We start from the raw sequence: 26,540 nt of genomic DNA, 5'->3' as shown, positions 1-26,540 counted from the left end.
CTCAGAACCATGCGTCGCCACCAGGCCGCGTCCGACCCCGTCGCCGCCCCCGCCGCCGACGTACCGCTGCTCGCCACCCAGGCGGCCATCTGGTACGCGCAGGCGCTCGACCCCGACAGCCCGGTCTACAACACCGGCGACGCCGTCGAGATCACCGGCCCGCTCGACGCCGACCTCTTCGAAGACGCCCTGCGGCGGACCCTGGACGAGGCCGACGCCCTGACCGCCCTCGTCGTCACCGACCGGGACGGCACCCCGGCCCTGCGCCCGCGCCCCGGCCACACCTGGCCGCTGCACCGCCTCGACCTGCGCGCCGCCGCCGACCCGGCCGCCGAGGCCGAGGCCTGGATGCGCGCCGACCTCGCCAGGCCCGTGGACCTCACCGAGGGGCCGCTGTTCACCCAGGCCCTCATCCGCCTCGCCGACGACCGCCACTGGTGGTACCAGCGCGTCCACCACCTCGTCGTGGACGCCTACGCGCTCACCCTCCTCGGCGGCCGGGTCGCCGAGCTGTACACCGCGTACGCCACCGGCACCCCGCCCGGCGACCGCGCCTTCGGCACCCCCGCCGACACCGCCGCCGAGGAGGCCGCCTACCGGTCGGGCCAGGAGTACGCCGCCGACCGGGAGTTCTGGCGCGAGCGACTGGCCGGCGCCGAGGCCCCGGCCACCCTGCCCGGCACACCGGACGGCACCTCCGCCCAAGCCGCCACCCAAGCCGCCACCGCCGGCGCCGAGCCGCTGCGCCGCACCGCCGAACTGCCCGCCGGCACCCTCGCCCGGCTGGAGCGCGCCGCCACCGCCGCCCGCGCCACCTGGGCCGAACTGGTCATCGCCGCCACCGCCGGCTACCTGCACCGCCTCGCCGGCACCGAGGACGTCGTCCTCGGCCTGCCGCTCGCCAACCGCCGCGGCCCCGCCGCCCTGCGCACCCCCACCGCCACCGCCAACATCCTGCCGCTGCGCCTCGCCGTCCGCCCCCGGGACACCGCCGCCGAACTGCTGCGCCGCGTCGTGCTGGAGCTCCGCGCCGTCCGCCGCCACCAGCGCTACCCGCTGGAGGACCTGCGCCGCGACCTCGCCCGGACCGGCGACCGGCGCGCCCTGTTCGGCCCGATGGTCAACATCAAGGCCTTCGAACGCGACCTCGACCTGGCCGGCCTGCCCGGTACCGTCCGCAACCTCGCCGCCGGGCCCGTCGACGACCTCGCGCTCGCCGTCTCGCCCGGCCCCGACGGCGCGCTGCGCCTCGGCCTGGACGCCCACCCCGGCCGGTACGACGCCGACTCCCTCGCCGCCCACCAGGACGGCCTGCTCCGCTACCTCGACGGCCTCGCCGACCTGCTGCTCACCGACCCGCAGACGCCGATCGCCCGGATCGACCTGCTGGACGCCGACACGCTGCGCCGCGCCACCGCCGGCCGCGAGGAGCCCCCGGCCGAGCTGACCCTGCCCGCGCTCTTCGCCGCGCAGGCCGCCCGCACCCCGGCCGGGACCGCCCTGCGCAGCGGCGAAACCGCCCTCACCTTCGCCGAGCTGGACGCCGCCGCCAACCGACTCGCGCACCGGCTGGCCGCCCTCGGCGTCCGCGCCGGGACGCCCGTCGCGCTCGCCCTGCCCCGCAGCGCCGACACCCTGGTCGCCATGCTCGCCGTGCTCAAGGCCGGCGGCGCCTGCCTCTCCCTCGACCTCGCCCACCCCCGGCAGCGGATCGCCGGCATCCTCGACGACACCCGCCCGGTCTGCGCCGTCGGCACCGCGGCGGCGCTCGCCGCACTGCCCGGCGACGGCACGCCGCCCGCCGTCGTCCTGGACGACCCGGCGGAGCGCGCGGCGCTCGCCGCACTGCCCGCCGGGCCGCTGCCCGCACCGGACCCGGACCACACCGCCTACCTGCTGCACACCTCCGGTTCCACCGGCCGCCCCAAGGGCGTCGTCGTCACCCACGCCCCGCTCGCCAACCTGCACGCCGGCCACGGCGAGGACCACATCGCCCCCGCCGTCCGGCGCACCGGTCGCGAGCGGCTGCGCGTCGCCCACAGCGCCTCGTTCGCCTTCGACGCCTCCTGGGACCCGGTGCTCTGGATGGTCCACGGCCACGAGCTGCACCTGCTCGACGACGAGACCTACCGCGACCCGGCCGCCCTCGCCGGATACGTCGACCGGGAACGGATCGACTATCTCGACGTCACCCCCTCCTACCTCGAAGTCCTGCTCGCCGAGGGCCTGCTGGACGACGACCGGCACCGCCCCGCGCTCGTCGCGGTCGGCGGCGAGGCCACCCCGGACGCCCTCTGGCAGCGGCTCACCGCCGTGCCGGGCCTGCGCCCGCTCAACCTCTACGGCCCCACCGAGACCACCGTCGACGCATACTCCTGGACCCCGGGCCCCGACGGCACCCCGGTCGGCCGGGTGGTCCGCGGCTCGCGCGCCTACGTCCTCGACGGCTCGCTGCGGCCCGCGCCCGACGGCGCCACCGGCGAACTGTACGTGGCCGGCGCCTGCCTGGCCCGCGGCTACCTCGGCCGCCCCGACCTCACCGCCGAGCGCTTCCTCGCCGACCCGTTCGGGCCGCCCGGCGGCCGGATGTACCGCACCGGCGACCTCGCCCGCCGCCGCCCCGACGGCACCCTGGAGTTCCTCGGCCGCGCCGACGACCAGGTGAAGATCCGCGGCTTCCGGATCGAACCCGGCGAGATCGCCGCCGTGCTGGCCGCCGAACCGGGCGTCGCCCAGGCCGTGGTGATCGCCCGCCCGGGCCCGCACGGCAAGCGGCTGCTCGGCTACGCCGTCCCCGCCGCCGGTGCCGCCCTCGACGCCGGCCACCTGCGCTCCGCGCTCGCCGAGCGGCTGCCCGGCCACATGGTGCCCGCCGCCGTCCTCGTCCTCGACGAACTGCCGCGCACCGCCAACGACAAGCTCGACCACCGCGCCCTGCCCGAGCCGGCCGCCGACGGCCCGGCGCCCGGGGCCGCCCCCGCGACCCCGCAGGAGGAGGTCATCTGCGGTCTGTTCGCGGCCGTGCTCGACCTGCCCGAAGTGCCCGGCCGGGACGCCGGGTTCTTCGACCTCGGCGGTCACTCGCTGCTCGCCGGCCGCCTCGCCGCCCGTCTGCGCGACACCCTCGGCGCCGCCGTCGGCTTCGCCGACGTCTTCCGCCACCCCACCCCGGCCGCGCTCGCCGCCCTGCTGCGTGAGCGCTCGGCACCCGAGCCGCGCCCGGCCCTGACCGCCGTGGAGCGGGCGGAGCGCACCCCGCTCTCGCCGGCCCAGCGCGGACTCTGGTTCCTGCACCGGCTCGAAGGCCCCAGCCCCACCTACAACATCCCGCTCGTCCTCACCCTCACCGGCCCGCTCGACCGCGACGCCCTCGCGCTCGCCGTCACCGACCTCGCGGCCCGGCACGAGATCCTGCGCACGGTGTACGTCGAGCCCGGGGGCGGCGAGCGTCGGCCCGGCGACCCCGGGGCCGACGAGCCGTACCAGCGGGTGCTGCCGCCCGCGACCGTCCCCCTGCACACCGGGCCGACGCTCGCCGAGGCCGTCCGGTACGCCTTCGACCTGGCCGCCGAACCGCCGCTGCGGGTCAGCCTGTTCGAGGACGGCGACGGCCGGCACACGCTGCTCCTGCTGCTCCACCACATCGCCGGGGACGGCGCCTCCACCACCCCGCTGGCCCGCGACCTGGCCGCCGCCTACACCGCCCGCCTGGCCGGCCGCGCACCCGAACTGCCGCCACTGGCCGTCCAGTTCGCCGACCACGTGGCCTGGCAGCGGCAGCTGCTCGGCAGCGCCGAAGCGCCCAGTCCGCTCGCCGTCCGCCAGCTCGACCACTGGCGCAAGACCCTGGCCGGCCTGCCCGACCAGCTCGAACTGCCCACCGACCGCCCCCGGCCGCCCGTCGCCGCCCACCACGGCGCCACCGTGCCGTTCGCCCTCGGCGCCGACGCCCACGCCGCCCTGGCCGCGCTCGCCCGCACCACCGGCACCAGCGTCTTCATGGCCGTCCAGGCCGGCCTCGCCGCCCTGCTCACCCGGCACGGCGCCGGCACCGACATCCCCATCGGCACCCCCGTCGCCAGCCGGGACAGCGACGAAACCGCCTCCCTCGTCGGCTACTTCGTCAACTCGGTGGTCCTGCGCACCGACACGTCCGGCGACCCCACCTTCCGCGAGCTGCTCGACCGCGCCCGCACCGCCGTCCTCGGCGCCCACGACCACGCCGACCTGCCCTTCGACCGGCTGGTCGAGGAGCTCAACCCGCCGCGCTCACTGGCCCGGCACCCGTTGTTCCAGACCATGCTGGCCTGGCAGAGCGTCCCCGACGAGGAGTTCGCCCTCGGCGGCGGCCTCACCGCCCGGATCGCCGCCGTGCCGTCCGGCACCGCCAAGTTCGACCTCACCCTCAACGCGGGCGAACTGCGCGACGGCGGCATCGCCGGCTTCCTGGAGTACCGCACCGACCTCTTCGACCCGGCCACCGCCGAGGCCCTGTCGGCCAGGCTCGCCCGGCTGCTCACCGCCGCCGCCACCACGCCCGACACCACGATCGGCCTGCTGCCGCTGACCAGCGAGGAGGAGCGGCTGCGCGCCCTGGTCGAGTGGAACGGCCGGCCGGTCACCTCCGTCCCCGGCGCCACCCTGCCCGAGCTGTTCGAGGCGGCGGCGCTCGCCCACCCGGACGCCACCGCCGTCAGCTGCCGCGACGACTCCCTCGACTACCGCGAACTCGGCGCCCGCGCCGACCGGTTGGCCCGGCTGCTGGCCGCCCGGGGGATCGGCCCCGGCACCATCGTCGCGCTCGCGCTGCCGCGTTCGTCGGAGCTCGTCACCGCCCTGCTGGCCGTCGCCAAGTCCGGCGCCGCCTACCTGCCGCTCGACCCCGACTACCCGGCCGACCGGCTCGCCTACATGCTGGCCGACGCCGAACCCGCCGCGCTGCTCACCGACGCCGCCACGGCCGCCCGGCTGCCCGCCCACCAGGTGCCCCAACTCCTCGTCGACGGACCGGAGCCGGCGGCCCACCCGGCCACCCCGCTGGCCCAGCACGAGCGCACCCGGCCGCTGCGCCCGGACGACGTCGCCTACGTCATCTACACCTCGGGCTCCACCGGCCGGCCCAAGGGCGTGCCCGTCACCCACCACAACGTCGTCCGGCTGTTCAGCGCCACCGACCACTGGTTCGGCTTCGGCGCCGAGGACGTCTGGACGCTCTTCCACTCCTACGCCTTCGACTTCTCGGTCTGGGAGCTGTGGGGAGCCCTGCTGCACGGCGGCCGGCTGGTCGTCGTCCCGCACCTGGTCAGCCGCGACCCGGCCGCCTTCCTCGACCTGCTCGCCCGCGAGCGCGTCACCGTCCTCAACCAGACCCCGTCCGCCTTCTACCAGCTCAGCGCCGCCGACCGGGACCGCCCGGGCAGTGAACTCGCCCTGCGCTACGTGGTGTTCGGCGGCGAGGCACTGGAACTCGGCCGACTGGACGACTGGTACGAGCGGCACGCCGACAACGCCCCGACGCTGGTCAACATGTACGGCATCACCGAGACCACCGTGCACGTCTCGTACATCGCCCTGGACCGGGCGAGCGCCGCCGCCGGCACCAGCAGCACCATCGGCGTCAACATCCCCGACCTGCGGGTCTACGTCCTGGACCAGCACCTCCAGCCCGTCCCGCCCGGCGTCACCGGCGAGATGTACGTGGCCGGCGCCGGCCTCGCCCGCGGCTACCTCGGCCGCCCCGCGCTCAGCGCCGAACGGTTCGTCGCCGACCCGCACGCCGAACTCTTCGGCGAGCGCGGCACCCGGATGTACCGCTCCGGCGACCTCGCCCGCCGCCGCGCCGACGGCGTCCTGGAGTACTTCGGCCGGGCCGACCAGCAGGTCAAGATCCGCGGCTTCCGGATCGAACTCGGCGAGATCGAGGCCGTGCTGGCCGCCCACCCGGACGTCGCCGACGCCGCCGTGATCGTCCGCCAGGACGTGCCCGGCGACAAGCGCCTGGTCGGCTACGCCGTCCCGGCCCGCCCCGTCACCGCCGAGGACCTGCGCGCCCACACCTCCGGCGACCTGCCCGCGCACATGGTGCCGTCCGCCGTCGTCCTGCTGGACCGGCTGCCGCTCACCGCCAACGGCAAGCTCGACCGGCGCGCCCTGCCCGCCCCCGAGGCCCCGGCCGCGGGTGCCGGCCGCCCACCGCGAACCCCGCGCGAGCAGCAGCTCCGCGAACTCTTCGCCGAAGTCCTGGGCGTCCCGGCGGTCGGCGTGGAGGACGACTTCTTCGCCCTCGGCGGCCACTCGCTGCTGGTCGTCCGCCTCGCCGCCCGGATCCGGGCCGTCCTCGGCCTGGAGGTCGGCATCGGCACCCTGTTCCAGGCCCCCACCGTGGCCGCCCTGGAGTCCGCCCTCTCCTCCGACGCCCACGGCGCCGACGCGCTGGACGTACTGCTGCCGCTGCGCCCGGCCGGGCCCGGCAAGCAGGCCCCGCTGTTCGCCGTCCACCCGGCCGGCGGCCTCAGCTGGTGCTACACCGGTCTGATCCGCCACCTGCCCGCCGACGTGCCGATCTACGGCCTCCAGGCCCAGGGCGTCGGCGCCGCCACCGCCGGGCTGCCGCTGCCGCGGACCCTGGAGGAGCTGGCCGCGCACTACGTCGACCGGCTCCGCGAAGTCCGGCCCGACGGCCCCTACCGGCTGCTCGGCTGGTCCACCGGAGGCATCATCGCGCACGCCATGGCCACCCGGCTCCAGGAACTCGGCTGCGCCGTCGAGCTGCTGGCCATCCTGGACGCCTACCCCGCCGAGGGCTTCCGCGACCTGCCCGTGCCCGACCAGGCCGAAGCCCTGGAGGCGCTGCTCACCATGGGCGGCCACGGCCCCGAGGACCTCGACGGGCAGCCGCTCGAACTCGCCACCGTGACCGCGCTGCTGCGCCGCGAGGGCAGCCCGCTGGCCGGGCTCGACGAGGCCACGCTGGAAGCGCTCAACCACATCTACCTCAACACCAACCACCTGGTGCGCGGCTACGACCACCGGGTCTTCGACGGCGACGTGCTGTTCTTCCGCGCCACCGTCGACACCATCGACGAGACGCTCACCCCCGAGACCTGGACCCCGTACGTCTCCGGCCGGATCGACAACACCGATGTCGCCTGCTCGCACAAGGACATGACCCTGCCCGCCCCCATCGCGCACATCGCGCGCGTGGTCGCCGAACACCTGGAGAACCAGCCCCATGAGTGACGCCCCCGCCAACCCCTTCGACGGTGACGGCGAGTTCCTCGCCCTCGTCAACGACCAGGGCCAGCACTCGCTCTGGCCGGCCTTCGCCGCCGTCCCGGCCGGCTGGACCGTCGCCCACGGGCCGTGCGAGCGCGCCCGCGCCCTGGACTGGATCACCGAGAACTGGACCGATCTGTGCCCGGTCCGGTAACCGAGACCCCGGCGCGCCCCCTCCTCGCGGGGCGCGTCGCCGTGGTCGTCGTCTACACGGCCGCGATGTGCATGAACGGCCTGGACTCGACGATCGTCAACCCGGCCCTGTTCACCATCGCCGAGGACTTCGGCCGCCCCGTCTCCGCGGCCAACGCCGTCGAGGTCGCCTTCCTGGTCGGCCTCGCGGTCGGGCTCCCGGTGGCGGGCTGGCTGGGCGACAGGTTCGGGGTCAAGCGGGTTTTCCTGGGCTCGCTGGCGGCGTTCACGGCGGCCTCGGCCGTCTGCGCCGCCGCCCCCGATCTGGGCTCGCTCTCCGCCGCCCGGGCGGTGCAGGGCGTGGCCGGCGGGCTGCTCACCCCGGTCGGCATGACGCTGCTCTTCCGGGCCTTCGAGCCGCACGAACGGGCCGGGCTCGGCAAGGTGCTGATCGTGCCGACCGCCCTGATGCCCGCCCTCGGTCCGCCGCTCGGCGGCTTCCTCACCGAACACCTCTCCTGGCACTGGCTGTTCCTGGTGAACGTGCCGATCGGGGCGGCGGCCGTGCTGATCGGCGCCATCGGCCTCGCCTCGGAGGGCGAGCCCCCGGCCGGCCGCTTCGACAGCCTCGGCTTCCTGCTCGCCACCCCCGGCCTCGGCCTGCTCACCTACGCGCTCGGCTTCGGCCCGGCGCACGGCTGGGCCTCGCCGGCGGTGGCGGTCAGCGGGGTGCTCGGACTGCTCCTCCTCGGCCTCGCCGTCCGGCACCAACTACGGGCCGACGAGCCGCTGGTGGACCTTCGGCTGCTCGCCGACCGGGTGTTCGGCGCCGCCTCCTGGCTCGCCCTTCTGACGGCGGCCGGGCTGATGGGCGCGCTGTTCGTCTTCCCGCTGCTCTACCAGGCCGCCCTCGGGGCCTCGGCGCTGGACGCCGGGCTGAGCGTCTTCCCGGAGGCGATCGGCCTGATGGCGGCCTCGCAGGTGGTGGACCGGCTGCTGCCCCGGGTCGGACCGCGCCGTCTCGCCGTGCCCGCACTGCTGCTCGCGGCCCTCGTCCTGGCGGCGCTGGCCGTCCCGGGCGTCGGCGGGAACGCCTGGGCGGTGCGGGCGCTGATGCTCGGCATCGGGCTGGTTCTCGGCACCGGGGTGCTCACCGTCCAGATCGCCGGCTTCGCCGAGGTGCCGCCGCCCGCCATGGGCCAGGCGATGGGCCTGTTCACCATCGTCCGCACCCTCGGCGGCGCCCTCGGCATCGCCGTCACCGCGGCCCTGATCGGTGCCCTCGCCGACGACGGCACCCACGGCACCGAGCCCGGCCCCTACCGGGCGGCGCTGCTGGCCACCGCCGGGGCCGTGGCCCTCGGCGCCCTGGTCGCGGCCCGCCTCCCGAAGGAGGCCCCCGGCCCGCCGCCGCTGGACTGAGCGGCACCACGCGGCGGCAGGCCCGGACCCGCCGAACCGTATGGCGCGGGCCCGCCCCCGGATTCGGGGCGGGCCCGCGTCTGTCGCCGTTCACGGTCCGCCGGCCGGTCCCGACCGGCGGTCCCGCGAACCGCCGTCACGGCCCCGGCCTCACCTCAGCCGCGCCGCGTTCAGCAGGGTCTGGGTGACGGAGTTGCCGTTGCTGTCCGTGGCCTTCGCCCGCAGGGAGACGAAGCCGGAGTTGTGCGGCGGCGCGGACAGTTCGGCGGTGCTGTCGCGGTCCGGGTTCAGCCTGGTCCAGGTGGCGCCGCCGTCGTAGGAGGCCTCCAGGGAGGTGCTGGTGATCCTCCCGGCCCGGGTGGCGTTGTCCATCGGCGAGGCGGTGACGCCGATGCGCGCGTTGCGGTGGATCGCGCCATCGGAGTCCGCGCCCAGGTTGTAGTCGAGCTGGACGAGCGGGAGGTAGTCGTAGCCGTCCGGAGCGGTCGCGGAGGTGAACGTCCACTCGGTGGTGGTGCCGGTGCCGTAGGCGAAGACCCCGCTCTGGCCGGTCGTGGCGACCAGGCGGTACGGCTCGGGCTTCGCCGAGGCGGGGACGGTCAGGTAGAGCGCCTGGCCGTCCTGCCGGGCCAGCAGGGTGCCGCCCCGGTAGAGCGCCAGGTTCTCCTTGAGGTCGTCGCTCAGCGCGAAGCCGGAGCGGCCCGCTTCACCGTCGCCCCAGCCGGGGATGTTGACGACCATCCAGTCGCCGGTGCGGCTGGGCAGCCAGGTGCCGGTGTTCAGCCGCGGGTGCAGTGGCGCGGAGAACCACCGGTGGTCGGTGGTCGTGCCGGCCGCGTAGGTGCGCGGCACCGCCCGCTCCTCCACGATCGAGCCGAGGGTGGACTGCTCGTACCAGGTGAAGCCCTGCTGGGTGCCCACGTAGTCGACGCGGGCCCGCGGCATGGGCTGGTACTCGGCGAAGCCGAAGCCGCGGCTGTTGAAGTCCTGGAGGTCGTAACGGAATTCGCCGCCGAGGACGCGAGAGGGCGAGGTGAAGTTCTGCCGGACGGTGGCGAGGCCGGACTCCTTCGGCTGGTACAGCAGGTCGGCCGGGACGGCGCCGTCGTGGCGGTCGACCAGGTCGTAGACGTAGTCGCGGTGGTCACGGGCGGTGACGTCCAGGCGGTCGTCGCCCTTGGCGATCGCGGCTTCCAGCTTCTTGCCCTCGACCTTGGTCAGCGAGGCCACCTGGATGGGTGCGTCGGTGTAGTCGGCGTTGCCGTACCAGGTGCTGAGGCGGCCCTCGGTGTCGTTGACGACCAGCAGCAGCCTGGCACCGGCCGCGACCGCGGCCGCGGACTGCGCGGTGGGCGTGACGGTGGAGTTGGCGTCCACCACGACGGCCCTGCCCCTGGCGTCGATGCGGGCGTAGTCGGCGGCGGCGCCCTGGCCGGCGTGGACGGCGCGCAGGCGGCTGCGGCCGGGGGCGAGTGCCGTGGAGCCGACCTGCTGGACGAGGTCGGTGAACTCCGTACCCGCCCCGTTCACCTCCAGCGTGCTCTGGCCGAGCCGCCAGCGGGTGAGGAAGTGGAAGGCGCCGGTGGTGACGGGAGTGGTCTGCTGGGCCCAGATACTGGTGTACTTCAGCGGGATCAGCAGGACTTCGTCCAGGCCGCCGGTCTCCCTCAGGCCCCGGTACCACTCCATCCGGTACTGGGAGGCGGTCGCCTCCCTGGGCGTGCGGACCTGCACCTGGTGCGCCCGGCGGGCGTCGAGCGCGACCGTCCGGTCGGCGGTGAGCTCGACCTGCGGGTCGGACAGCACCGCGAGGCCGAGACCGTCCGGCTTCTCGGCACCCGGGAGGTCGGCGGTCGTCAGGACCGCGTAGGTGCCGGGCGCCAGCCGCAGGGTGGTGGTGCCGTCCAGCTGGGCGAGGAGGACGTCACCGGTGTGCAGGTCGTAGACCTCGGCCAGACCCTGGAGCGGGCCGCCGTCGCGGCCGGTCGCGTTGACGGTCAGGTTGTAGCGCTCGCTCTCGACGTTGATGCCGACGAGGGTGTGCGCCACGACGCCGCCGGTGGCCGGGTCGGTGGCCAGCAGCTGCCCGTCGAGGTTGCCGGTGGCGGGTGCCTTCGCCGGGTCGCCGGTCAGGGTGACGTCGGCGGTGCCGCCCGCGGGTACGGTCACCGAGTCGGCGGAGAGCTTGAACACGCCCGCGGGGGCCGGGGTGTCCAGCGCCAGCCTGAGGGTGACGTCCGCACTGCCGGTGTTGCGGTAGGTCACGGTCCTGGCGCGGGGCCGGTCGGCGCCGTGCGGCCAGGAGTAGAAGCCGGACCACGCGGTGGCGGTGGCGTGGACGGTGCCGAGCACCGCGGCCCTGGCGTCCAGCCGGCCGGCGCCGCCGTCGCCGACGGTGATGCCGGGCGTCAGGTGTGTGGTGCTGACCAGGTCGTCCTTGATCTGCCGGCCGGTCCAGTCCGGGTGCGCGGCGGCGAGCAGCGCGGCCGCGCCGGCGACGTGCGGCGTCGCCATCGAGGTGCCGCTCATGGTGGTGTAGTAGCCGCTTTCGTCGGTGTGCTGCGAGCGGGCGGCCACGATGTCCACACCGGGAGCGGTGAGTTCGGGCTTGGGGTTGCCGTCGAGGGCGCGCGGGCCGGTGCTGGAGAAGTCGGCGAGGTTGTCGCCGGAGTCGACCGCGCCGACGGTCAGCGCCGAGGTCGCGGAGCCGGGGGAGGAGACGCCCCCCGCACCGGAGTTGCCCGCGGCGATCACGAACAGCGCGCCGGTCCGGGCGCTCAGGGCGTCCACGGCCTGGCTCAGCGGGTCGCTGCCGTCGCCGACGACGGAGGGGTCGCCGAGGCTCATGCTGACGATCCTGGCGTGCTCGGTCTCGGCCGCCCAGGTCATGCCCGCGATGATCCAGGAGTCCAGGCCGGTGGCGCCCGGGCCGCCGAGGACCTTGCCGACGACGAGCCGCGCGTCCGGCGCGACGCCCTTCTCCTTGCCGCCGGAGGCCGCGCCGGTACCGGCGACGGTGGAGGCGACGTGGGTGCCGTGCCCGTGGACGTCCTCGACGGACTCGCCGGGGACGAAGCTCTGACTGCCCGCCACCCGGTCGGCGAGGTCGGGGTGCCCGGTGTCGATGCCGGTGTCCAGGACGGCCACCTTGATGCCCGCGCCGGTGTTGCCCCCGGACCACACCTCGGGTGCGCCGATCTGCGCGGTGCTGTCGGCCAGATTCGCCGTGGCCCTGCCGTCCAGCCAGATGTGGCTGACACCGCCGGCGAAGGCCGGCGCGGCGCCCCGGGCCGTGACGGCGGTCAGCTGCCGCCAGGCGGCGGCGGAGTCGTCCCGCCTGACGGTCGAGGCCGTGGCGTTGATCGCGGGGAGATCCCGCGAGGTGGTCAGCTTCGCGGCGGCCGGGCCGTCCGCGGCGCCGCGGGCACTCCTGTCGTACTGGACGATCAGCGGGAGTGCGGACGCCTGCGCGTCGTCGTAGCCGTCCGCCACCAGCGCGGTGACGTCGAACAGCCGCTTGTCGAGGATTCCGGCGGCGACATAGGGGAGGACGCTGTCCGGGTAGACGTAGGTGTCGTCGCCGACGGTCAGGGTGTGCACCACACCGGTGCTGTCCCGGGCCGGTGTCACCGAGGTGATGACCTGCCCGGTCGCCAGGGTGGTCAGGGTGACCCTGTCACCCGTGAGCAGGGTGATGGTGCGTGAACTCGTGCCGGGGGCGACGGCGGGGCCGTTCGCGGGTGCGGGGGCCGCGACCGCGCTGAAGGGGCCGGCGGGCGTCGCGGCGAGAGCGGCGAGAGCGGCGCCGACGGCTATCAGGCGCCGGAGCCGTGGAGTGGGGGATCGCACAGGTCTCCTCTGGGGAACTTCCGGGGGTGGCAGGGCTGGTGAGATTCTGGTGCGCTCCGTGCCCGGACATCCCTCTCGGCGGTGGCGGTTGCCCGTCAACGGCGTGCCCCCGACAGCCCGGATCCCCCTGGGCGGTACGGATGCTCACTTCGGGCCGCCCGTACGGTACTTCGCCACGCAATCTTCATGAGTGCCCATTGACTGCCGTAGGGCTTCTCTTTACGGTGATCATGGCCACGTCATTCGGAGGCCGATCCGACCCGGCCCGTACCGGCCGGCGAGCCGATGGGGTACGAGCCGATCGTCACGAAGGGGCGAAGTCGGTTGCTGGAGGCGCTGGAAGAACAAGAGCGGCTGCTCGACGGTTTCGGCCTGGGAGCCGAGGCGGAGCACGTCTACCTGGCACTGGTCACCCGCCCCGCCGCCCAGCTCGCGGAACTGGCCGCCGCGACCGGCCGTCCGCAGCACCAGGTGCGGGTGGGGCTGGCGGCCCTGGCGGAGCAGGGGCTCGTCCAGCCGGTGGGCGGCCGCTACCGCGCGCGCGAGCCGGAGCTGGCCTTCCGCAATCTCCTGGCCAGGCGCCAGCGGGAACTGGAGGAGGCCCGGACCAGCGTCCAGCGGCTGGCCGACGTCTATCGCCGGTCCGCGCCGGCCCGCGACACCACGGAGATCGTCCAGGTGGTCGCCGGACACCAGGCCCTGGCGGCCGCCGTCCAGGACGTCCAGGAGAGTGCCCGCAAGGAGGTGCGCGCCCTGGTCAAGCCGCCGGTCTTCGCGCTGTCCGCGGCGGACAACCTGCCCACCCAGCTCGCCCGGATGGCCGAGGGGCTGAGCTACCGGGTGGTGTACGAGCAGTCGGCCCTGTCCCAGGCACCGGACGAGAACCTGATCGAGTCGTCCCTGTGCAGTGGCGAGTTGATGCGGACGGCGCCGGCCGTGCCGGTCAAGCTCTTGCTGTCCGACGCCGGCCGGGCCCTGATCCCCCTGGACCCGGGCGGCGGGGAGGAGCGCTTCGGCCTCCTGATCCGACACCCCAGCCTGATCGCCGTGGTGGAGGCGCTGTTCGAGAGCGTCTGGGAGTCCGCGACACCGGTGCTCCCCCGGCCGGACGGAACCCCGGAGAGCGTGGGCGCCGGGACGGTGTCGGCCAGACCTTCGCCGAGTGATCTGCGGCTGCTGTCGCTGCTGGTGGCCGGTCTCCCCGACCGCGCGGTGGCCACCCACCTCGGGGTCAGCAAGCGGACGGTGGAGCGGCGGGTGCGACGGCTCCTGGACCGGGCGGGGGTGAGCACCCGGATCCAGCTGGGCCTCCACGCGGCCCGCGAGGGGTGGATCTGAGACGGAGTCCGGGCCGGCGGAGTCCCGTACCCCGGCCCCGAGAGCCCCGTACCCGTTGGTCTGTAGCATGACGAACCGTCGATCCGTTCGTCGAAGCGCAGGAGGAACGCGCTGGAGCTCCACTTCACCACCCTCGGACCGCTGAAGGCCTGGCGGGCCGGCCGCGAGCTGCGGATCAACCGGGCCCAGGACCGGGCCGTCCTCGCCGTCCTGCTCGCCCAGGCCGGCCGCCCCGTCCCGGTCGGCGAGATCATCGACGGGGTCTGGGGCGAGGAGGGCGACGAGGCACCGGACCGCGCCGGCGCCCTGCCCGGCAACGTGTACCGGCTCCGCAGCGCGCTGGACGCGGGCGGCCCGAGCATCCTGCGGCACGAGGCCAAGGGCTACCGGCTGGACGCCGACCCGGCGGGCATCGACCGCACGGCCTTCCTGACCGCGCTCGCCGACGCCGCCACCGCCCGCCGCAACTGGCAGCCGGAACGCGCCCGCACCCTGCTGTCCGACGCCCTGGACCTCTGGACGGGCCGGGCCCTGGACGACGTGCCGGGGCCCTTCGCCGCACACGAACGCCGCCTGCTGGCCGCCCGGCGGGACGAGGCGCGGCGCTCCCGCCTCGAACTCGACCTGGAACTGCGGGCGGACACCTGGACGCCCGCGCCGGCCCGCACCCCCGTCCGCCCGGTGCTGCGACCCTTCCAACTGCCGCCCGACCTGGGTGACTTCACTGGGCGCGGGGAGGAACTGGCCGCGGTCGCGAAGACCCTGACCGCACCGGACCGGACCGGCCCACCGCTCGTCACGGTGACCGGCCCCCGGGGAGCCGGCAAGAGCGCGTTCGCCGTCCACGCCGCCCACCTGGCCGGCGCCGCCTACCCGGACGGCCAGCTGTACGCGGATCTCCACGGCCGGGACGCCCCGACGGTGCCCGCCGTCCTGGCGGCGTTCGTCCGCGCGCTGGGCGTCGAGGAGCGGGCCGTGCCGCCGGACCCGGCCGACCGCCGCACGCTGTACCACCGGCTGCTGGCCGACCGGAGGGTCCTGGTCGTCCTCGACGGGGCCGCCACCGCCGACCGCGCCGGCCCGCTGCTGCCCGTGGCGCCCGGCTGCGCCGCCCTCGTCACCGCCGACGGCCCCGGCCCGCTGCCGCTCGGCGCCCCGGGCGAGCGCGTCGCATGTCACGCCGTCAGCCTCGGCCGGATGACCCCCGGTGAGGCACAGGCGCTGCTCGGCCGGGTGCTCGGCACCGACCGGCTGGCCCGCGAACCGACGGCCGCCCGGACGCTGGCCGCCGCCTGCGACCATCTGCCGGGTCCGCTGCGGGCCGCGGCGGACCGGCTGGTGCGCCGCCCCGCCTGGCCGGTCGCCGCGCTGGTCCCGCGGACCGGCGGGCCCGGCGGGACGTAAACGAACGCGTTGATCATCCGTCAATCGGCGGGTCACACAATCCCCTCAGCGGCCGCCGTCACCCGCCCGACCAGGCCGGCCGCCGTACCAGCACCGGGCGAGGGAAGAGGGACAAGCAGTTGAGCAGCACCGTCGCACGAATCACCCGCAGGCTCGCCGGCGTCGCCGCCGCCACGGCCCTGGCCGCGGCGAGCGTCCTGGCCGCCCAGGGCACCGCCCACGCCGCCTACGACGCGCCGACCGCCAGTATCTGGGACGACGAACAGCTCCCGAACGACGGCCGGCACATCGACAACCGGGGCCAGTACGGCACCGCGCGCCTCATCATGCAGTCCGACGGGAACCTCGTCACCTACTACGCGCCCGGCCACGACTGGTCACGCCAGTCCGCGACCTGGGCGTCCGGCACCGTCGGCTGCGGCGCCAAGGCGGTCATGCGCGCCGACGGCAACCTGGTCGTCCTCAACGCGTCCGGCGGCCTCTGCTGGGAGAGCGGCACCGGCGGGCACCCGCACGCCCGGCTGACCCTCTGGCGCAACGGCGACCTCCTGATCACCGACACCTGCAACCGCACCCTCTGGGAACGGCAGCCCGGGATCACCTATGTGCCGGGCCAGACCCGGGGCCCGCTCGCCGGCCCCGCCTCCACCGAGAGCCCCTACGTGGTCTTGCCCCCGCCCACCGGCTGCTCGGCGGCCTGACCGGCCGACGCCTTTCGGTCAGGGCTTGTCCGGCAATCCCCGCCGCGCGCGAACTGCCGGGCAAACCCTGACCGGTCCTCGGGCCGGCCGGGCCGAAGACGTGCGCCCGCCGTCTCCCCGCGCCGGCCCGGGAGCTCCGAGTCCACAGGGAGACCCGACATGGAGACCACCGCAGTCGAGCGAGCGGCCGGAGCCGGCCTTCGCTTCCGCCTCCTGGGCCCGCTGGCCGCCTGGCACGGCGACCGGCGCCTGGCGCTCGGGCGCCGGCAGCAACAGGCCTTTCTGGCCATGCTGCTCGGCCAACCGGGCCGGGTGCTCACGTCCGCCCGGCTCGGCGACGGCATCTTCGACGAGGACAGCCCGCCGAACCGGCCCAGGTCCGTCCTGGCCACCCACGCCTACCGGCTGCGCAGGGAGCTCAGGAACCACGGCGCCGAGCACCTGCTGGTGACGGTCGACGGCGGCTACCGCCTCGACGTGCCAGCCGAGGCACTCGACACCGGCACGTTCGACCTCCTCGTCGCCGGCGCCGACGACGCCCTCGCCGCCGGTGAGCGCCCGCGCGCCCGCGAACTGCTCACCCGCGCGCTCGCCCTGCACGAGGGGGAGCCGCTCGCCGGGCTGCCCGGCCGGCACGCCGCCGAGCTGCGCCGCCATCTGGCCGAGCGCCGGGTGGACGCGCTGGAGTCGAAGCTCGGCCTCGACGTCGACCTCGGGGACAGCCCGTCCTGCCTCGTCGACCTCGACCAGGCCGTCTTCGCCCACCCCTTCCGGGAACGGTTCCGGGCCCTGCTGATGCGGGAGTACCACCTGTCGGGCCGGCCGGCCGAGGCCCACGCCGTGTACGCCGACGCCCGGCGCTTCTACCGCGCCGAAGGGCTGGGCTGTCCGGAACTGGACGCGCTGCACGCCCGCGTCCTCCGCGCCGACCCCGCCCTCGGCACCCCGGGCCGGCCCGGAGTCCACGCGAGGCCCGACTCCCCTGACCAGCCGGCCGGTTCGGCGCGGCCGCCGGTACCCGACCAACTGCCCGCTGCCGTATCGGACTTCACCGGCCGACAGGCCGCCGTCGCGGAACTGACCGAGGTGCTCGCCGGCCCGGACCCGGGCGCCGTCGTCATCTCGGCGGTCAACGGGATAGGCGGGGTCGGCAAGACCAGCCTGGCCGTGCACGTCGCGCAGGCCCTGGGCGACCGCTTCCCCGACGGCCGGCTCCACATCGACCTGCGCGGCGCCCAGGCCGATCCGCTCGACCCCGCCGAGGCGCTCGGCGCCTTCCTGACCGCCCTGGGCGTGGAGGACCGCGAGATCCCCGCCGACCCGGTCGAGCGCGCCGCGCTCTACCGCACGACGGTCACCGGCCGCCGGCTGCTGCTCCTGCTCGACAACGCGGCCACCGCCGAGCAGATCGCGCCGCTGCTCCCGGGCTCGCGGACCTGCGCGGTGCTGGTCACCAGCCGCGCCTGGCTGACCGCGCTGCCGGGCGCCCGCCACCTCCACCTCGACGCGATGGAGCCGGCCGAGGCGCTCGACCTGCTCGCCGGCATCGCCGGCCGGGCCAGGACCGAGGCCGAGCCGGAGGCGGCACTGGCGATCGTCACCGCCTGCGGCCTGTTGCCCCTGGCCGTCCGGGTGGCCGGCTCCCGGCTGGCGGCCGACCCCGCGCAGACCCTGGGCGTGCTGGCCGCGAGCCTCGCCGACGAGCAGACCCGGCTCGCCCGACTCGCCTGCCACCAAACCGCCGTGGAGTCCGTTCTCGCGCTCTCCTACGCCCGGCTCAGCGCACCGCAGGCGCGCGCCATGCGGCTGCTCGCGCTGCCGGACGCCCCCGAGCTCTGCGTCGCCGCCGCCGGGGCGCTGCTCGGCAGCGGCCCCGAGGAGACCCGCGACCTCCTGGAGACGCTGGTCGACCTCAACCTGCTGCAGTCGCCCGCCGCCGACCGGTACGGCTTCCACGACCTGCTGAGGGTGTTCGCCCGGCAGCGGAGCGGCCATGAGGACACTCCCGCCTCGGTGACGGCGGCGTTCGCCCGGCTGCTGGACTTCGCCCTGGCCAGCGCCCGCAACGCCGAGGAGACCGCGCACCGGGTCGACCGCGCCCGGCGCAGCCTCATCGAGGCCACGACCACCGTGCCGGGGCAGGAGTTCGGCACGGTGGAGTCCGCCACCGCCTGGATGCGGTCCAGGACCGCCCTCCACCGCGCGGTGATCGACCGTGCCTGCCAGGACCCCGGCCTGCCGCTGGCCGAGACCGCCGACCTGCTGGACAAGATGGGCTCCGTCCTCTTCGGCCGCGGCTACATCGCGACGGTCGCCGACCTCGCCGGCCAGGTCGCCGCCGCCGCCCTGGCCCGCGGCGACCGCGCGGCCGAGGCACTGGCCCGCTCGGTCCGGGGCAGCATGCTCTGGCACGCCAACTCCTATGCGCGGGCGGGCGCGGAACTCCGCCGCTGCCTGGAGCTGTGCGACGGGCCGGACCGGCTGCGGCTGCGGGCCAACGTCCTCCAGCTGCTCGGCGCGAACGCCCGCGCCCTGCGGGAGTTCGGCGCGGCCATCGGCCCGCTGGAGGAGGCCGCGGCGGTCTTCCAGCGGCTGGACGACGGCACCGCCGAGGGGCTCGCGCTCGGCGAACTCGCCTTCAACCGGGCCCAGTGCGGGCACCTGGCCGAGGCGAGGGCCGCCGCCGAACGCTGTGCCGAACTGACGGGCGCGCAGGTCTCCATCTCCGAAGCGGTCGGCCGGTACTACCTCGCCCGGGTGCTGCACCTGTGCGGCGACCTGGCGCCCGCCCTCGACGCGGCGGAGCACGGGCTGGAGCGGTTCCGCTCCTTCGGCATGATCGGCTTCCAGGCCGCCACCGGCAGCCTGATCGCCCACATCCACCTCGCGGCCGGCCGGGAACGGGCCACCGTCCGGGCCGCGGAGGAGGCGCTCCCGCAGGCCCGCCAGGTCGGCGGCATGCTGGAGGGCACCCTGCTGCGGGTCCTCGGGCGGGCGCTGGCCGGGCTGCACCACACCGACCGGGCCAGGGCCTGCCTCACCCAGGCCCTGGGCCACTTCGAGCGGCTGGGCCTCGCCTCGGACGCGGCCGAGGTCCGGGAGATCCTGCGCGGCCTGGGGTGAAGGGCCTCCGCCGGCGTGCTCATCGAATGTCCATCACCGTCGTCGAGTCTTCTCGCGGTTGCCCGGTCACCCGGACGGGGCAGGCACAGGAAGGGACCGATCATGGTCGTTCAGGGAATCAGGAAGGCCGCCATGGTGCTGGCCGGCACGGCGCTGTTCGGCGGCATCGCCCTCGCGGGCGCGGGCACCGCCGCGGCGTCATCGGGCGGCGGCTGCGGCGGCCCCGCCTGGGAGCAGGCGTGCATCAGCGCGGGCGGCGGCCAGGTCACCGCGACGGCGGTCACCAACCTCGGCAGCAACAGCTGCACCGAGCAGATCATCCTCTGGGACTACACCACCCAGAGCCAGGCTCTCTCCACCTCGTTCCCCTGCCGCTCCGGCCAGTACAGCTACAGCTACACCCTCTCCAACCCGACCCCGGGCCACGACTACAAGGCCGAGGTTCGCCTCTACTGGCAGGGCGGCTCGGGCTACGACTACCAGCTCAGCCCCGACCTCTGGTACTGACCGTTTTCCACGGATGGCCGGTGACGCCGGCCTGAGGGGACGCCCCTGAGGGGCGGGTGGCCGCCGCCACCCGCCCCTTTCGTGATGTCGTCGCGCGGAGAGGTCAGCACTCCGAACGGTTTTCGAACGGCCTTCGGGGCACCCCGAAATGCGCCCTCAATGGAACAGGAAATCGATCTGGGGGAATGTTTCCGCCCATTCCTGCTGAATTTCCCCGCCACCTCCCATGAGCGGCCGTTGACGGAAGCGTGAACGCCACGGTGCGCGCGCCGGTGTGACCCGGCGTCAGGGGTTTCGTCGACGGTGGCTTCGCGCACCGCGCCGGTCGCCGCTTCCGTCCAGGTCAATGGCGGTTCCCGGCCGGCGCTCCGCACCCTCGCCGGACGGCCGCCCGCCCGCGTCGCCCCCCTCGGAGCGGGCCCTTGCGGCCGGGGCGGCGCACACGTCCGCTCCCCGGCGTACTCATGGGCGCACGGCTGAGCGGGGGGCGTGCGGGCCGTTGGAATGGCCGGGTCCGCGCCGTTGCGCGTAAACTCCAGCACCCCCATATTCGGATAGTCACATTGCAGTCGGGTTTCTCCGGCTCACTGTCACTGATCCGCCGACGACCCCTGCCATCCCGGGCCGTGACGGATGTCGGCTCCGCTGCCGACCCACTCGCGCACCCCGCTCCGAGGAGGGTTTCCGTTGGACAACCGGTACGAGGCCTACGCCTTTGCCGACCCGCTCTTCTACGACTCGCCCCGGCGCTGGGGCGCGCACGAGGAGTTCGCCGCCGTCGGACGGCCGCTGCCCACCGGGTGGGAACGCGGCGATCTGGAGCTCTGGACCGTGGTGCGGCCGGTGGACGTCCAACTGCCCTTCCAGGGCTGGAAGATCCATGTGTCGTCGTGCCTCGAAACCGCCGAGGAGGTGCTGGAGGAGGTCCACGCGTACTGCCTGCGGGAGCGCATCACGTTCAAGTTCCTGCGCGGCCTGCCCATCCTCCAGGTGCAGAACTCCAAATACGCGGCGCGCGGCGCCAGCGGGAAGTTCTGCACGCTCTACCCGGTGGACGACGCCGAGCTGGAGCGATGTCTCGACGGCCTCGGCCGGCTGCTGGCCGGACGCCGGGGGCCGTACATCCTCAGCGACCTCCGCTGGGGTGAGGGGCCGCTCTACCTGAGGTACGGCGGGTTCGCGGAGCGCTACTGCCGCAACGACACCGGGGAACGGGTGCTCGCCCTCGCCGGCCCGGACGGACGGCTGGTGCCCGACGTCCGCGGCGCCGGGTTCGCCGTCCCCGCCTGGGCTCCGGTGCCCGCCTGCATCGCACCGGCCGTGGCGGAACGGGCGGCGCAGCAGGACACCGGGCTCCCGTACACCGTGGAGCGCGTCCTGCACTTCTCCAACGCGGGGGGCGTCTACCTGGCCCGGGACGGGGCCGACGGGCCGCAGGTGGTGCTGAAGGAGGCCCGGCCGTACGCCGGCCTGGACCAGCGCGGGGTCGACGCCGTGACCAGGCTGCGCAACGAGCACGACATCCTGCTCCGGCTGGCGGGCGTCCCCGGTGTCCCCGCGCAGCACGGGCTGCTGACGGCCTGGGAACACGAGTTCCTGGTCCAGGAGTTCGTCGAGGGCCGGTCCCTCAGCGAGTGGCTGACCGCCCGCTACCCGCTGATCCACCCGGACGCCGACAAGGCCTCGGTCGCCGAGTACACCCGCGAGGCGCTCGGGATCGTGGACCGGATCGAAGAGGCCCTGGCGGCGATCCACGCCCGCGGGGTGGTCTTCGGCGACCTCCACCCGCGCAACCTGATCATCCGGCCGGACGGCGACCTCTGCTTCATCGACTTCGAACTCGCCAGCACCGTCGAGGACTTCGTCCGCCCGGCGCTGGGCGCGGCCGGCTTCACCGCGCCGCCGGGACACACCGGGACGCAGATCGACCGGTACGGGCTGGCCGCGATCCGGCTCTGGCTCTTCCTGCCGCTGGCGCAGCTGCTCGCCCTCGACCCGGGCAAGGCCGGCGAACTCGCCGACGCCATCGAGCGCCGCTTCCCGGTGCCCCCCGGCTACACCGACGAGATCCGCCGGCTGCTCGGCTCCGCCCCGTCCGACGGCCGCACCGGCCGGCCCGAGCTGGGCGGGCACCGGGCCGAGGCCAGGGCGCTGCTCGCCGCGCCGGAGGCCGACTGGCCGGGGATCAGGGACTCGCTGGCCGCCGGTATCGTGGCGATGGCCACCCCCGAGCGCGCGGACCGGCTGTTCCCCGGCGACGTCGCCCAGTTCACCCACGGCGGCCTGGGCCTCGCCCACGGCGCGGCCGGTGTCCTCTACGCCCTGCACGCCACCGGTGCCGGGGTCGACCCCGAGCACGTCCGGTGGCTGGCCCGCGCCGCCCGGACCCGCCCGGCCACGGCCGGCCTGTACTCCGGCACCCACGGTGTGGCCTACGTCCTGGACCTGCTCGGCGAGCGGGAAGCGGCCCTCGGGCTGCTGCGGCGCCTCACCGAGGCCTCGGCGGACGAACCCGGCCCCGGCCTGGCCGGCGGGGCGCCCGGCATCGCCCTGACGCTCCTGCACTTCGCCGGTGCCACCGGTGAACCGCGGCTGCTGGACGAGGCGCTGGCCCTCGCCAGGGCCTCGGCCGACGCCCTTGAGAAGACCGGCCGCGGCGACCCCCGCCGCCGGGCGGGCCTGCTGGCCGGCGCCTCCGGCACCGCGCTCGCCCTGGTCCGCCTGTACGAGCGGACCGGTGAGACCGCCCTGCTCGACCAGGCCGAGACCCTGCTGGAGCTCGACCTCGACCGGTGCGCGAGCATCGCCGACGGCACCCTCCAGGTCGTCGACGGCCGCCGGGTGCTGCCGTACCTCGAGACCGGCAGCGCCGGCATCGGCCTCGCGCTGGACGCCCTGCTGGCCCACCGCCCCGACAGCCCCTCGGCCGACCGGGAACGGCCGATCCGCCGGGCCGCCGAACCCGAATTCGTCATCCAGCCGGGCCTGTTCAACGGGCGGGCGGGGCTGCTCGGCTACCTGGCCGTCACCCGGCAGCGCGCCGACGAAGCGGAGGCGACAGCCCTGCTGGGCCGCCAGCGGGCGCTGCTGACCCTGCATCAGGTCCCCTATCGGGGCCGGCTCGCCTTCCCCGGCGACCAGCTGCTGCGGCTCTCGGCGGACCTCGCCACCGGCTCCGCCGGGGTGCTGCTGGCCCTGGGCACGGCGCTGGCCGGGACGCCCTTCCTCCCCTGGACCGGCGGGCCGGGCGCCACCCCGCCGACCACCACCACCCCCGGCTGACGGGCCCCTCGCGGCCTGTCCGCCCCGGGCGCGGGCCCCGCGCCCCCCACCGACTCCCGGCCGCCGGCCGGGCGATCAACCCCGAAGTGAAGGAGACCAGTCATGGCGATCCTCGACCTCCAGACCATGGAACTGCCCGAGACCGAGGCGGCCCCGATCGACGACGCCCTCGCGAACACCAGCTCGCTGAGCGTGCTCAACTGCGGTGCCAGCACCGTCAGCACCCTGCTCTGTCTCTGAGTCGTACCGCCGCCCGGTAGGGCGGGCAGCACGGCGGAGCCGGCCGGGCCGTCACCACGGGCCCGGCCGGCCACCGGGCCGGAGCGGCACCCAGCCGTTCCGGCCCGGTCCGCGCGGTCGTCGGTGCCGCCGCTTGTCTGTTCGTGCGCAGCCGGTGCCGGTACCGCCGCCCGTCCGCCCGCGCGACACCGCCGAACCAGCAGAGAGGTTGCCCGTGGCCGACCGGACCCCCCGCACCGACCGCCGCGCGCCGGGCCGGGTACGGCTGCGCCGCGAACTCACCGCCGAGCCCGGCCGACTCGTCTGCGCACTCCTGCTCGCCCTGGCCGCCACCGCCGCCGCCCTGGCCCTCCCGCTGCTGGTCCGGAAGATCATCACCGACTTCTCCGGCCACCGGCCGCTCGGCGCCGACGTGCTGATGATGTGCGTGGCCGCCGTCGCCGGAGCCCTCACCCAGGCGCTGTCGGGCTTCCTGCTGGCCCGGATCGGCGAGCGGATGACGTACCGCCTGCGGATCCGCCTCATGGAGCACACGCTGCGGCTGCCGCTGGCCGTGGTCCGGGCCCAGGGCACCGGGGAGCTCGCCGCCCGGATCACCTCGGACGCGCTGCTGCTGCGCCAGGTGGTCGAGGTGGCCACCCAGCTTCCGCTGGCCGCACTGACCGTCGCCTCGACGCTGCTCGTGATGGTCTGGATCGACTGGGTCCTCACCCTGGCCACGGTCGTCGCCCTCGCCGTGCTGACCGTCCTGGTCCTGCTGATCCTGCGCCGGATGAAGGCCAACGTGACCGGTCAGCAGGACGCGGTCGGCCGGATCGCCCAGCGCTTCACGGCCGACCTGGAGGCGCTCACCACCATCAAGGCGTACCGGGCCGAACCGGTGGCAGCCAGGGCCCTGGCGGCGGACGCCGAGCGGCTGCGGGCCGTCTCCCTGGAGGGCGCCCGCCTCGGCGCCCTGATCCCGGCGGTGCTGACGCTCGGCAACCAGCTGGCGATGATCGCCGTGATCCTCACCGGCGGCGCCCGGCTGGCGGCCGGGGACCTCCAGGTGGCGGCGTTCGCCGCGTTCCTGCTCTACCTCCTCCAGACCGTCCCCTCGGTGAGCACCCTGGCCACCGGCTTCGGCCGGCTCCAGGCCGGGCTGGCCGCCCGGGACCGCTGCAACGAACTGCTGTGCCTCGCCCCGGAGACCGATCCCCGGGACCCCGGACCGGCCGCCCCCACCCCGCTGCCGGACGCGCCGTCCGTGGTCTTCCGTGCCGTCTCCTACACCCACACCGGGTCGGGTGACGCCGCGCTGCGCGGGATCTCCTTCACCACCGCCCGGACCGGACTGACCGCCGTCGTGGGCCCCTCGGGAGCCGGCAAGAGCACCACGCTCTCACTCATCGACCGTTTCATCCGGCCCTCCGCGGGCTCGATCACCGTCCTGGGCCACGACGCCCGGCACTGGCCGCTGGACGCGCTGCGCGCCCGCATCGCCTACGTCGACCAGGCGTTCACCCTGCTGGAGGCCACCGTCCGGGAGAACCTGCAACTCGGCCGGGCCCGGCCCGTCGACGAGGGCGACCTGGTGGCCGCACTGGACGCCGTCGGGCTCACCGAGGACATCGCCCGCCTCCCGCAGGGCCTCGACACCCTGCTGGGCCGCGAGTCGGATCTGTCGGGGGGTCAGCGCCAGCGGATGGCGCTGGCCCGCGCGCTGCTCTCCGAGGCCGACATCGTCCTGCTGGACGAGCCCACCAGCCAGCTGGACGGGCTCAACGAGCAGCGCTTCCGCGCCATCGTGGCGGAACTGGCGAAGACCCGCGCGGTGATCGTGGTCGCCCACCGCCTCTCCACCGTCCAGCACGCCCACCACGTGATCATGATGAGCCGCGGCACCGTGATCGACGCCGGCGGCCACGCCACCCTCCTGGCCCGCTGCACCCCGTATCGGGACCTGGTCGCCAGCCAGTCCGCCCCGGAGGCTACTGCTGGTGCCGGCCCCGCGCTCGCATAGCTACGGCAAAGACAAGTAGCTCTCCGGAGTCTCCGTGACGTTACGCAACACAGCGCGGGCGTGCCGTTCCGGCTTGGTGGGCCGCTCCATCAGCAGGGCGGTGGCCTCGGTGAGGCTGACCTCGCCCCGGAGGAACTGGACGACGGCCTCGGTGATGGGCATCTCCACGCCGTGGCGGCGGGCGAGGCGGAGGATCGCCTCGGACGTTTTGACGCCCTCGGAGGTCTGGCTGATCGCGGCAGCCGCCCCGGTGACGGACTGTCCGCGGCCGAGGTGTTCGCCGAAGGAGCGGTTGCGCGACAGCGGGGAGGAGCAGGTGGCGACCAGATCGCCCATGCCGGCCAGACCGGAGAAGGTGCGCGGGTCGGCGCCGAGCGTGGCGCCGAGCCGGGAGGTCTCCGCCAGGCCCCGGGTGATGAGCAGGGACTGCGCGTTGTCACCGAGCCCCATGCCGACCGCGATGCCGACCGCGAGGGCGATGACGTTCTTCGCCGCGCCGCCGAACTCGCAGCCGATGACGTCGGGGTTGGTGTAGGGGCGGAAGTACGGGGTGCGGCAGGCCGCCTGGAGGCGCTTGGCGACCTGTTCGTCGGCGCAGGCGACCACGCTCGCGGCGGGCTGCCGGTTGGCGATCTCCCGGGCCAGGTTGGGCCCGCTGACCACCGCGACGCGCTCCGGGCCGACGCCGGCGACCTCGGCGATGACCTCGCTCATCCGCATCCCGGAGTCGAGCTCGATGCCCTTCATGAGGCTGACCAGCACGGTGCCCGGGCCGAGCAGCGGCACCCAGGTGGCGAGGTTGGCGCGCATGGCCTGCGCCGGCACCGACACGACCACGTAGTCGGCGCCGGCCAGGGCGTGCTCGACGTCGGTGGTGGCCCTCAACTGTTTGGGCAGGTCGATGCCCGGCAGGTAGACGGGGTTCTGGTGGCGCTCGTTGATCGCGTCGGCGATCTCGGCGCGCCGGGCGTGGAGGGTCACGTCGGTGCCGGCGTCGGCGAGCACGGACGCGAACACGGTGCCCCAGGAGCCCGCCGAGAGCACTGCCGCCGTCGTCACCATCCTTTCCGCGTGGTGAAGGCGACGAAGTCGGCCCAGGCGGTGGGGGAGAAGGCGAGTTGTGGGCCGGTCTGGTCCTTGGAGTCCCGGACGTGGACGGTGGCGGGGGTGACGGCGACCTCGATGCACTCGCCACCGCCGGTGCTGCTGTGGCTGGACTTGAACCAGGTCAGTTCGGTGCTCATTGATCCTCCACCTACGTGTTG

The 26,540-nt window shown here is 75.1% G+C and carries 14 protein-coding genes; 11 read left to right on the top strand and 3 right to left on the bottom strand.

Features of this window, described 5'->3' with window-relative positions; genetic code table 11:
- Positions 1-9 precede the first annotated feature (9 nt).
- Genes ACIP82_RS02265 through ACIP82_RS02255 form a run of 3 tightly spaced genes read left to right on the top strand, consistent with a single transcriptional unit; the run spans position 10 to position 8,829 of the window.
- Positions 10-7,239, top strand: a complete 7,230-nt coding sequence (locus ACIP82_RS02265; protein ID WP_400649924.1) for an amino acid adenylation domain-containing protein — start codon at positions 10-12, stop codon at positions 7,237-7,239.
- Entirely contained in the window at positions 7,232-7,429 is a 198-nt protein-coding gene (locus ACIP82_RS02260; protein WP_363604479.1) for an MbtH family protein, read from the top strand. The genes ACIP82_RS02265 and ACIP82_RS02260 overlap by 8 nt, the downstream gene beginning before the upstream one ends.
- On the top strand, positions 7,414-8,829 hold the full coding sequence (locus ACIP82_RS02255) for a DHA2 family efflux MFS transporter permease subunit (RefSeq protein ID WP_400649921.1): 1,416 nt from the start codon (positions 7,414-7,416) through the stop codon (positions 8,827-8,829). The genes ACIP82_RS02260 and ACIP82_RS02255 overlap by 16 nt, the downstream gene beginning before the upstream one ends.
- Positions 8,830-8,979: 150 nt before the next feature.
- On the opposite strand, the gene ACIP82_RS02250 is transcribed toward ACIP82_RS02255, so the two are convergent.
- Entirely contained in the window at positions 8,980-12,678 is a 3,699-nt protein-coding gene (locus tag ACIP82_RS02250; protein ID WP_400649918.1) for a S8 family serine peptidase, read from the bottom strand.
- A gap of 324 nt (positions 12,679-13,002) precedes the next feature.
- Between ACIP82_RS02250 and ACIP82_RS02245 the strand changes: the two genes are divergently transcribed.
- The 8 genes from ACIP82_RS02245 (at position 13,003) to ACIP82_RS02210 (ending at position 25,275) form a co-directional block, all read left to right on the top strand.
- Positions 13,003-14,016, top strand: a complete 1,014-nt coding sequence (locus ACIP82_RS02245) for a helix-turn-helix domain-containing protein (protein WP_400649915.1) — start codon at positions 13,003-13,005, stop codon at positions 14,014-14,016.
- A gap of 81 nt (positions 14,017-14,097) precedes the next feature.
- Positions 14,098-15,420 carry a BTAD domain-containing putative transcriptional regulator gene (locus tag ACIP82_RS02240; protein WP_400650332.1) on the top strand — a complete coding sequence of 441 codons (1,323 nt, stop codon included), beginning with the start codon at positions 14,098-14,100 and terminating at the stop codon, positions 15,418-15,420.
- A gap of 119 nt (positions 15,421-15,539) precedes the next feature.
- Complete coding sequence (locus tag ACIP82_RS02235; RefSeq protein WP_400649912.1) at positions 15,540-16,121, top strand: hypothetical protein; 582 nt, start codon at positions 15,540-15,542, stop codon at positions 16,119-16,121.
- 159 nt (positions 16,122-16,280) lie between these two features.
- Positions 16,281-19,244, top strand: coding sequence for an AfsR/SARP family transcriptional regulator (locus ACIP82_RS02230; protein ID WP_400649909.1), 2,964 nt, complete (start codon positions 16,281-16,283; stop codon positions 19,242-19,244).
- A gap of 102 nt (positions 19,245-19,346) precedes the next feature.
- A complete protein-coding gene (locus ACIP82_RS02225; RefSeq protein ID WP_363604489.1) occupies positions 19,347-19,751 on the top strand; it encodes a hypothetical protein in 405 nt (134 codons plus the stop codon).
- A 687-nt stretch (positions 19,752-20,438) separates the two neighbouring features.
- Positions 20,439-23,033, top strand: a complete 2,595-nt coding sequence (gene lanKC / locus ACIP82_RS02220; protein WP_400649907.1) for a class III lanthionine synthetase LanKC — start codon at positions 20,439-20,441, stop codon at positions 23,031-23,033.
- Between the two features lie 102 nt (positions 23,034-23,135).
- Positions 23,136-23,273: a SapB/AmfS family lanthipeptide gene (locus ACIP82_RS02215; RefSeq protein WP_363604491.1), complete on the top strand. Its 138-nt coding sequence runs from the start codon at positions 23,136-23,138 to the stop codon at positions 23,271-23,273.
- A gap of 214 nt (positions 23,274-23,487) precedes the next feature.
- A complete protein-coding gene (locus ACIP82_RS02210; protein ID WP_400649904.1) occupies positions 23,488-25,275 on the top strand; it encodes an ABC transporter ATP-binding protein in 1,788 nt (595 codons plus the stop codon).
- Here the strand turns inward: ACIP82_RS02210 and ACIP82_RS02205 are convergent, their stop codons facing one another.
- Positions 25,276-26,337 (bottom strand): NAD(P)H-dependent glycerol-3-phosphate dehydrogenase, encoded by a 1,062-nt coding sequence (locus ACIP82_RS02205; protein ID WP_400649903.1) that lies wholly within the window; start codon positions 26,335-26,337, stop codon positions 25,276-25,278.
- Positions 26,331-26,519, bottom strand: coding sequence for a DUF397 domain-containing protein (locus ACIP82_RS02200; protein WP_400649901.1), 189 nt, complete (start codon positions 26,517-26,519; stop codon positions 26,331-26,333). Before ACIP82_RS02200 ends, ACIP82_RS02205 begins: the two co-directional genes overlap by 7 nt.
- Positions 26,520-26,540 lie beyond the last annotated feature (21 nt).

This window comes from Kitasatospora sp. NPDC088548 (assembly GCF_044753005.1).
Taxonomy (GTDB): Bacteria; Actinomycetota; Actinomycetes; order Streptomycetales; family Streptomycetaceae; genus Kitasatospora.
The sequence above is the reverse complement of the archived record's forward strand: the minus strand, read 5'-3'. Positions and strand labels throughout refer to the sequence as shown.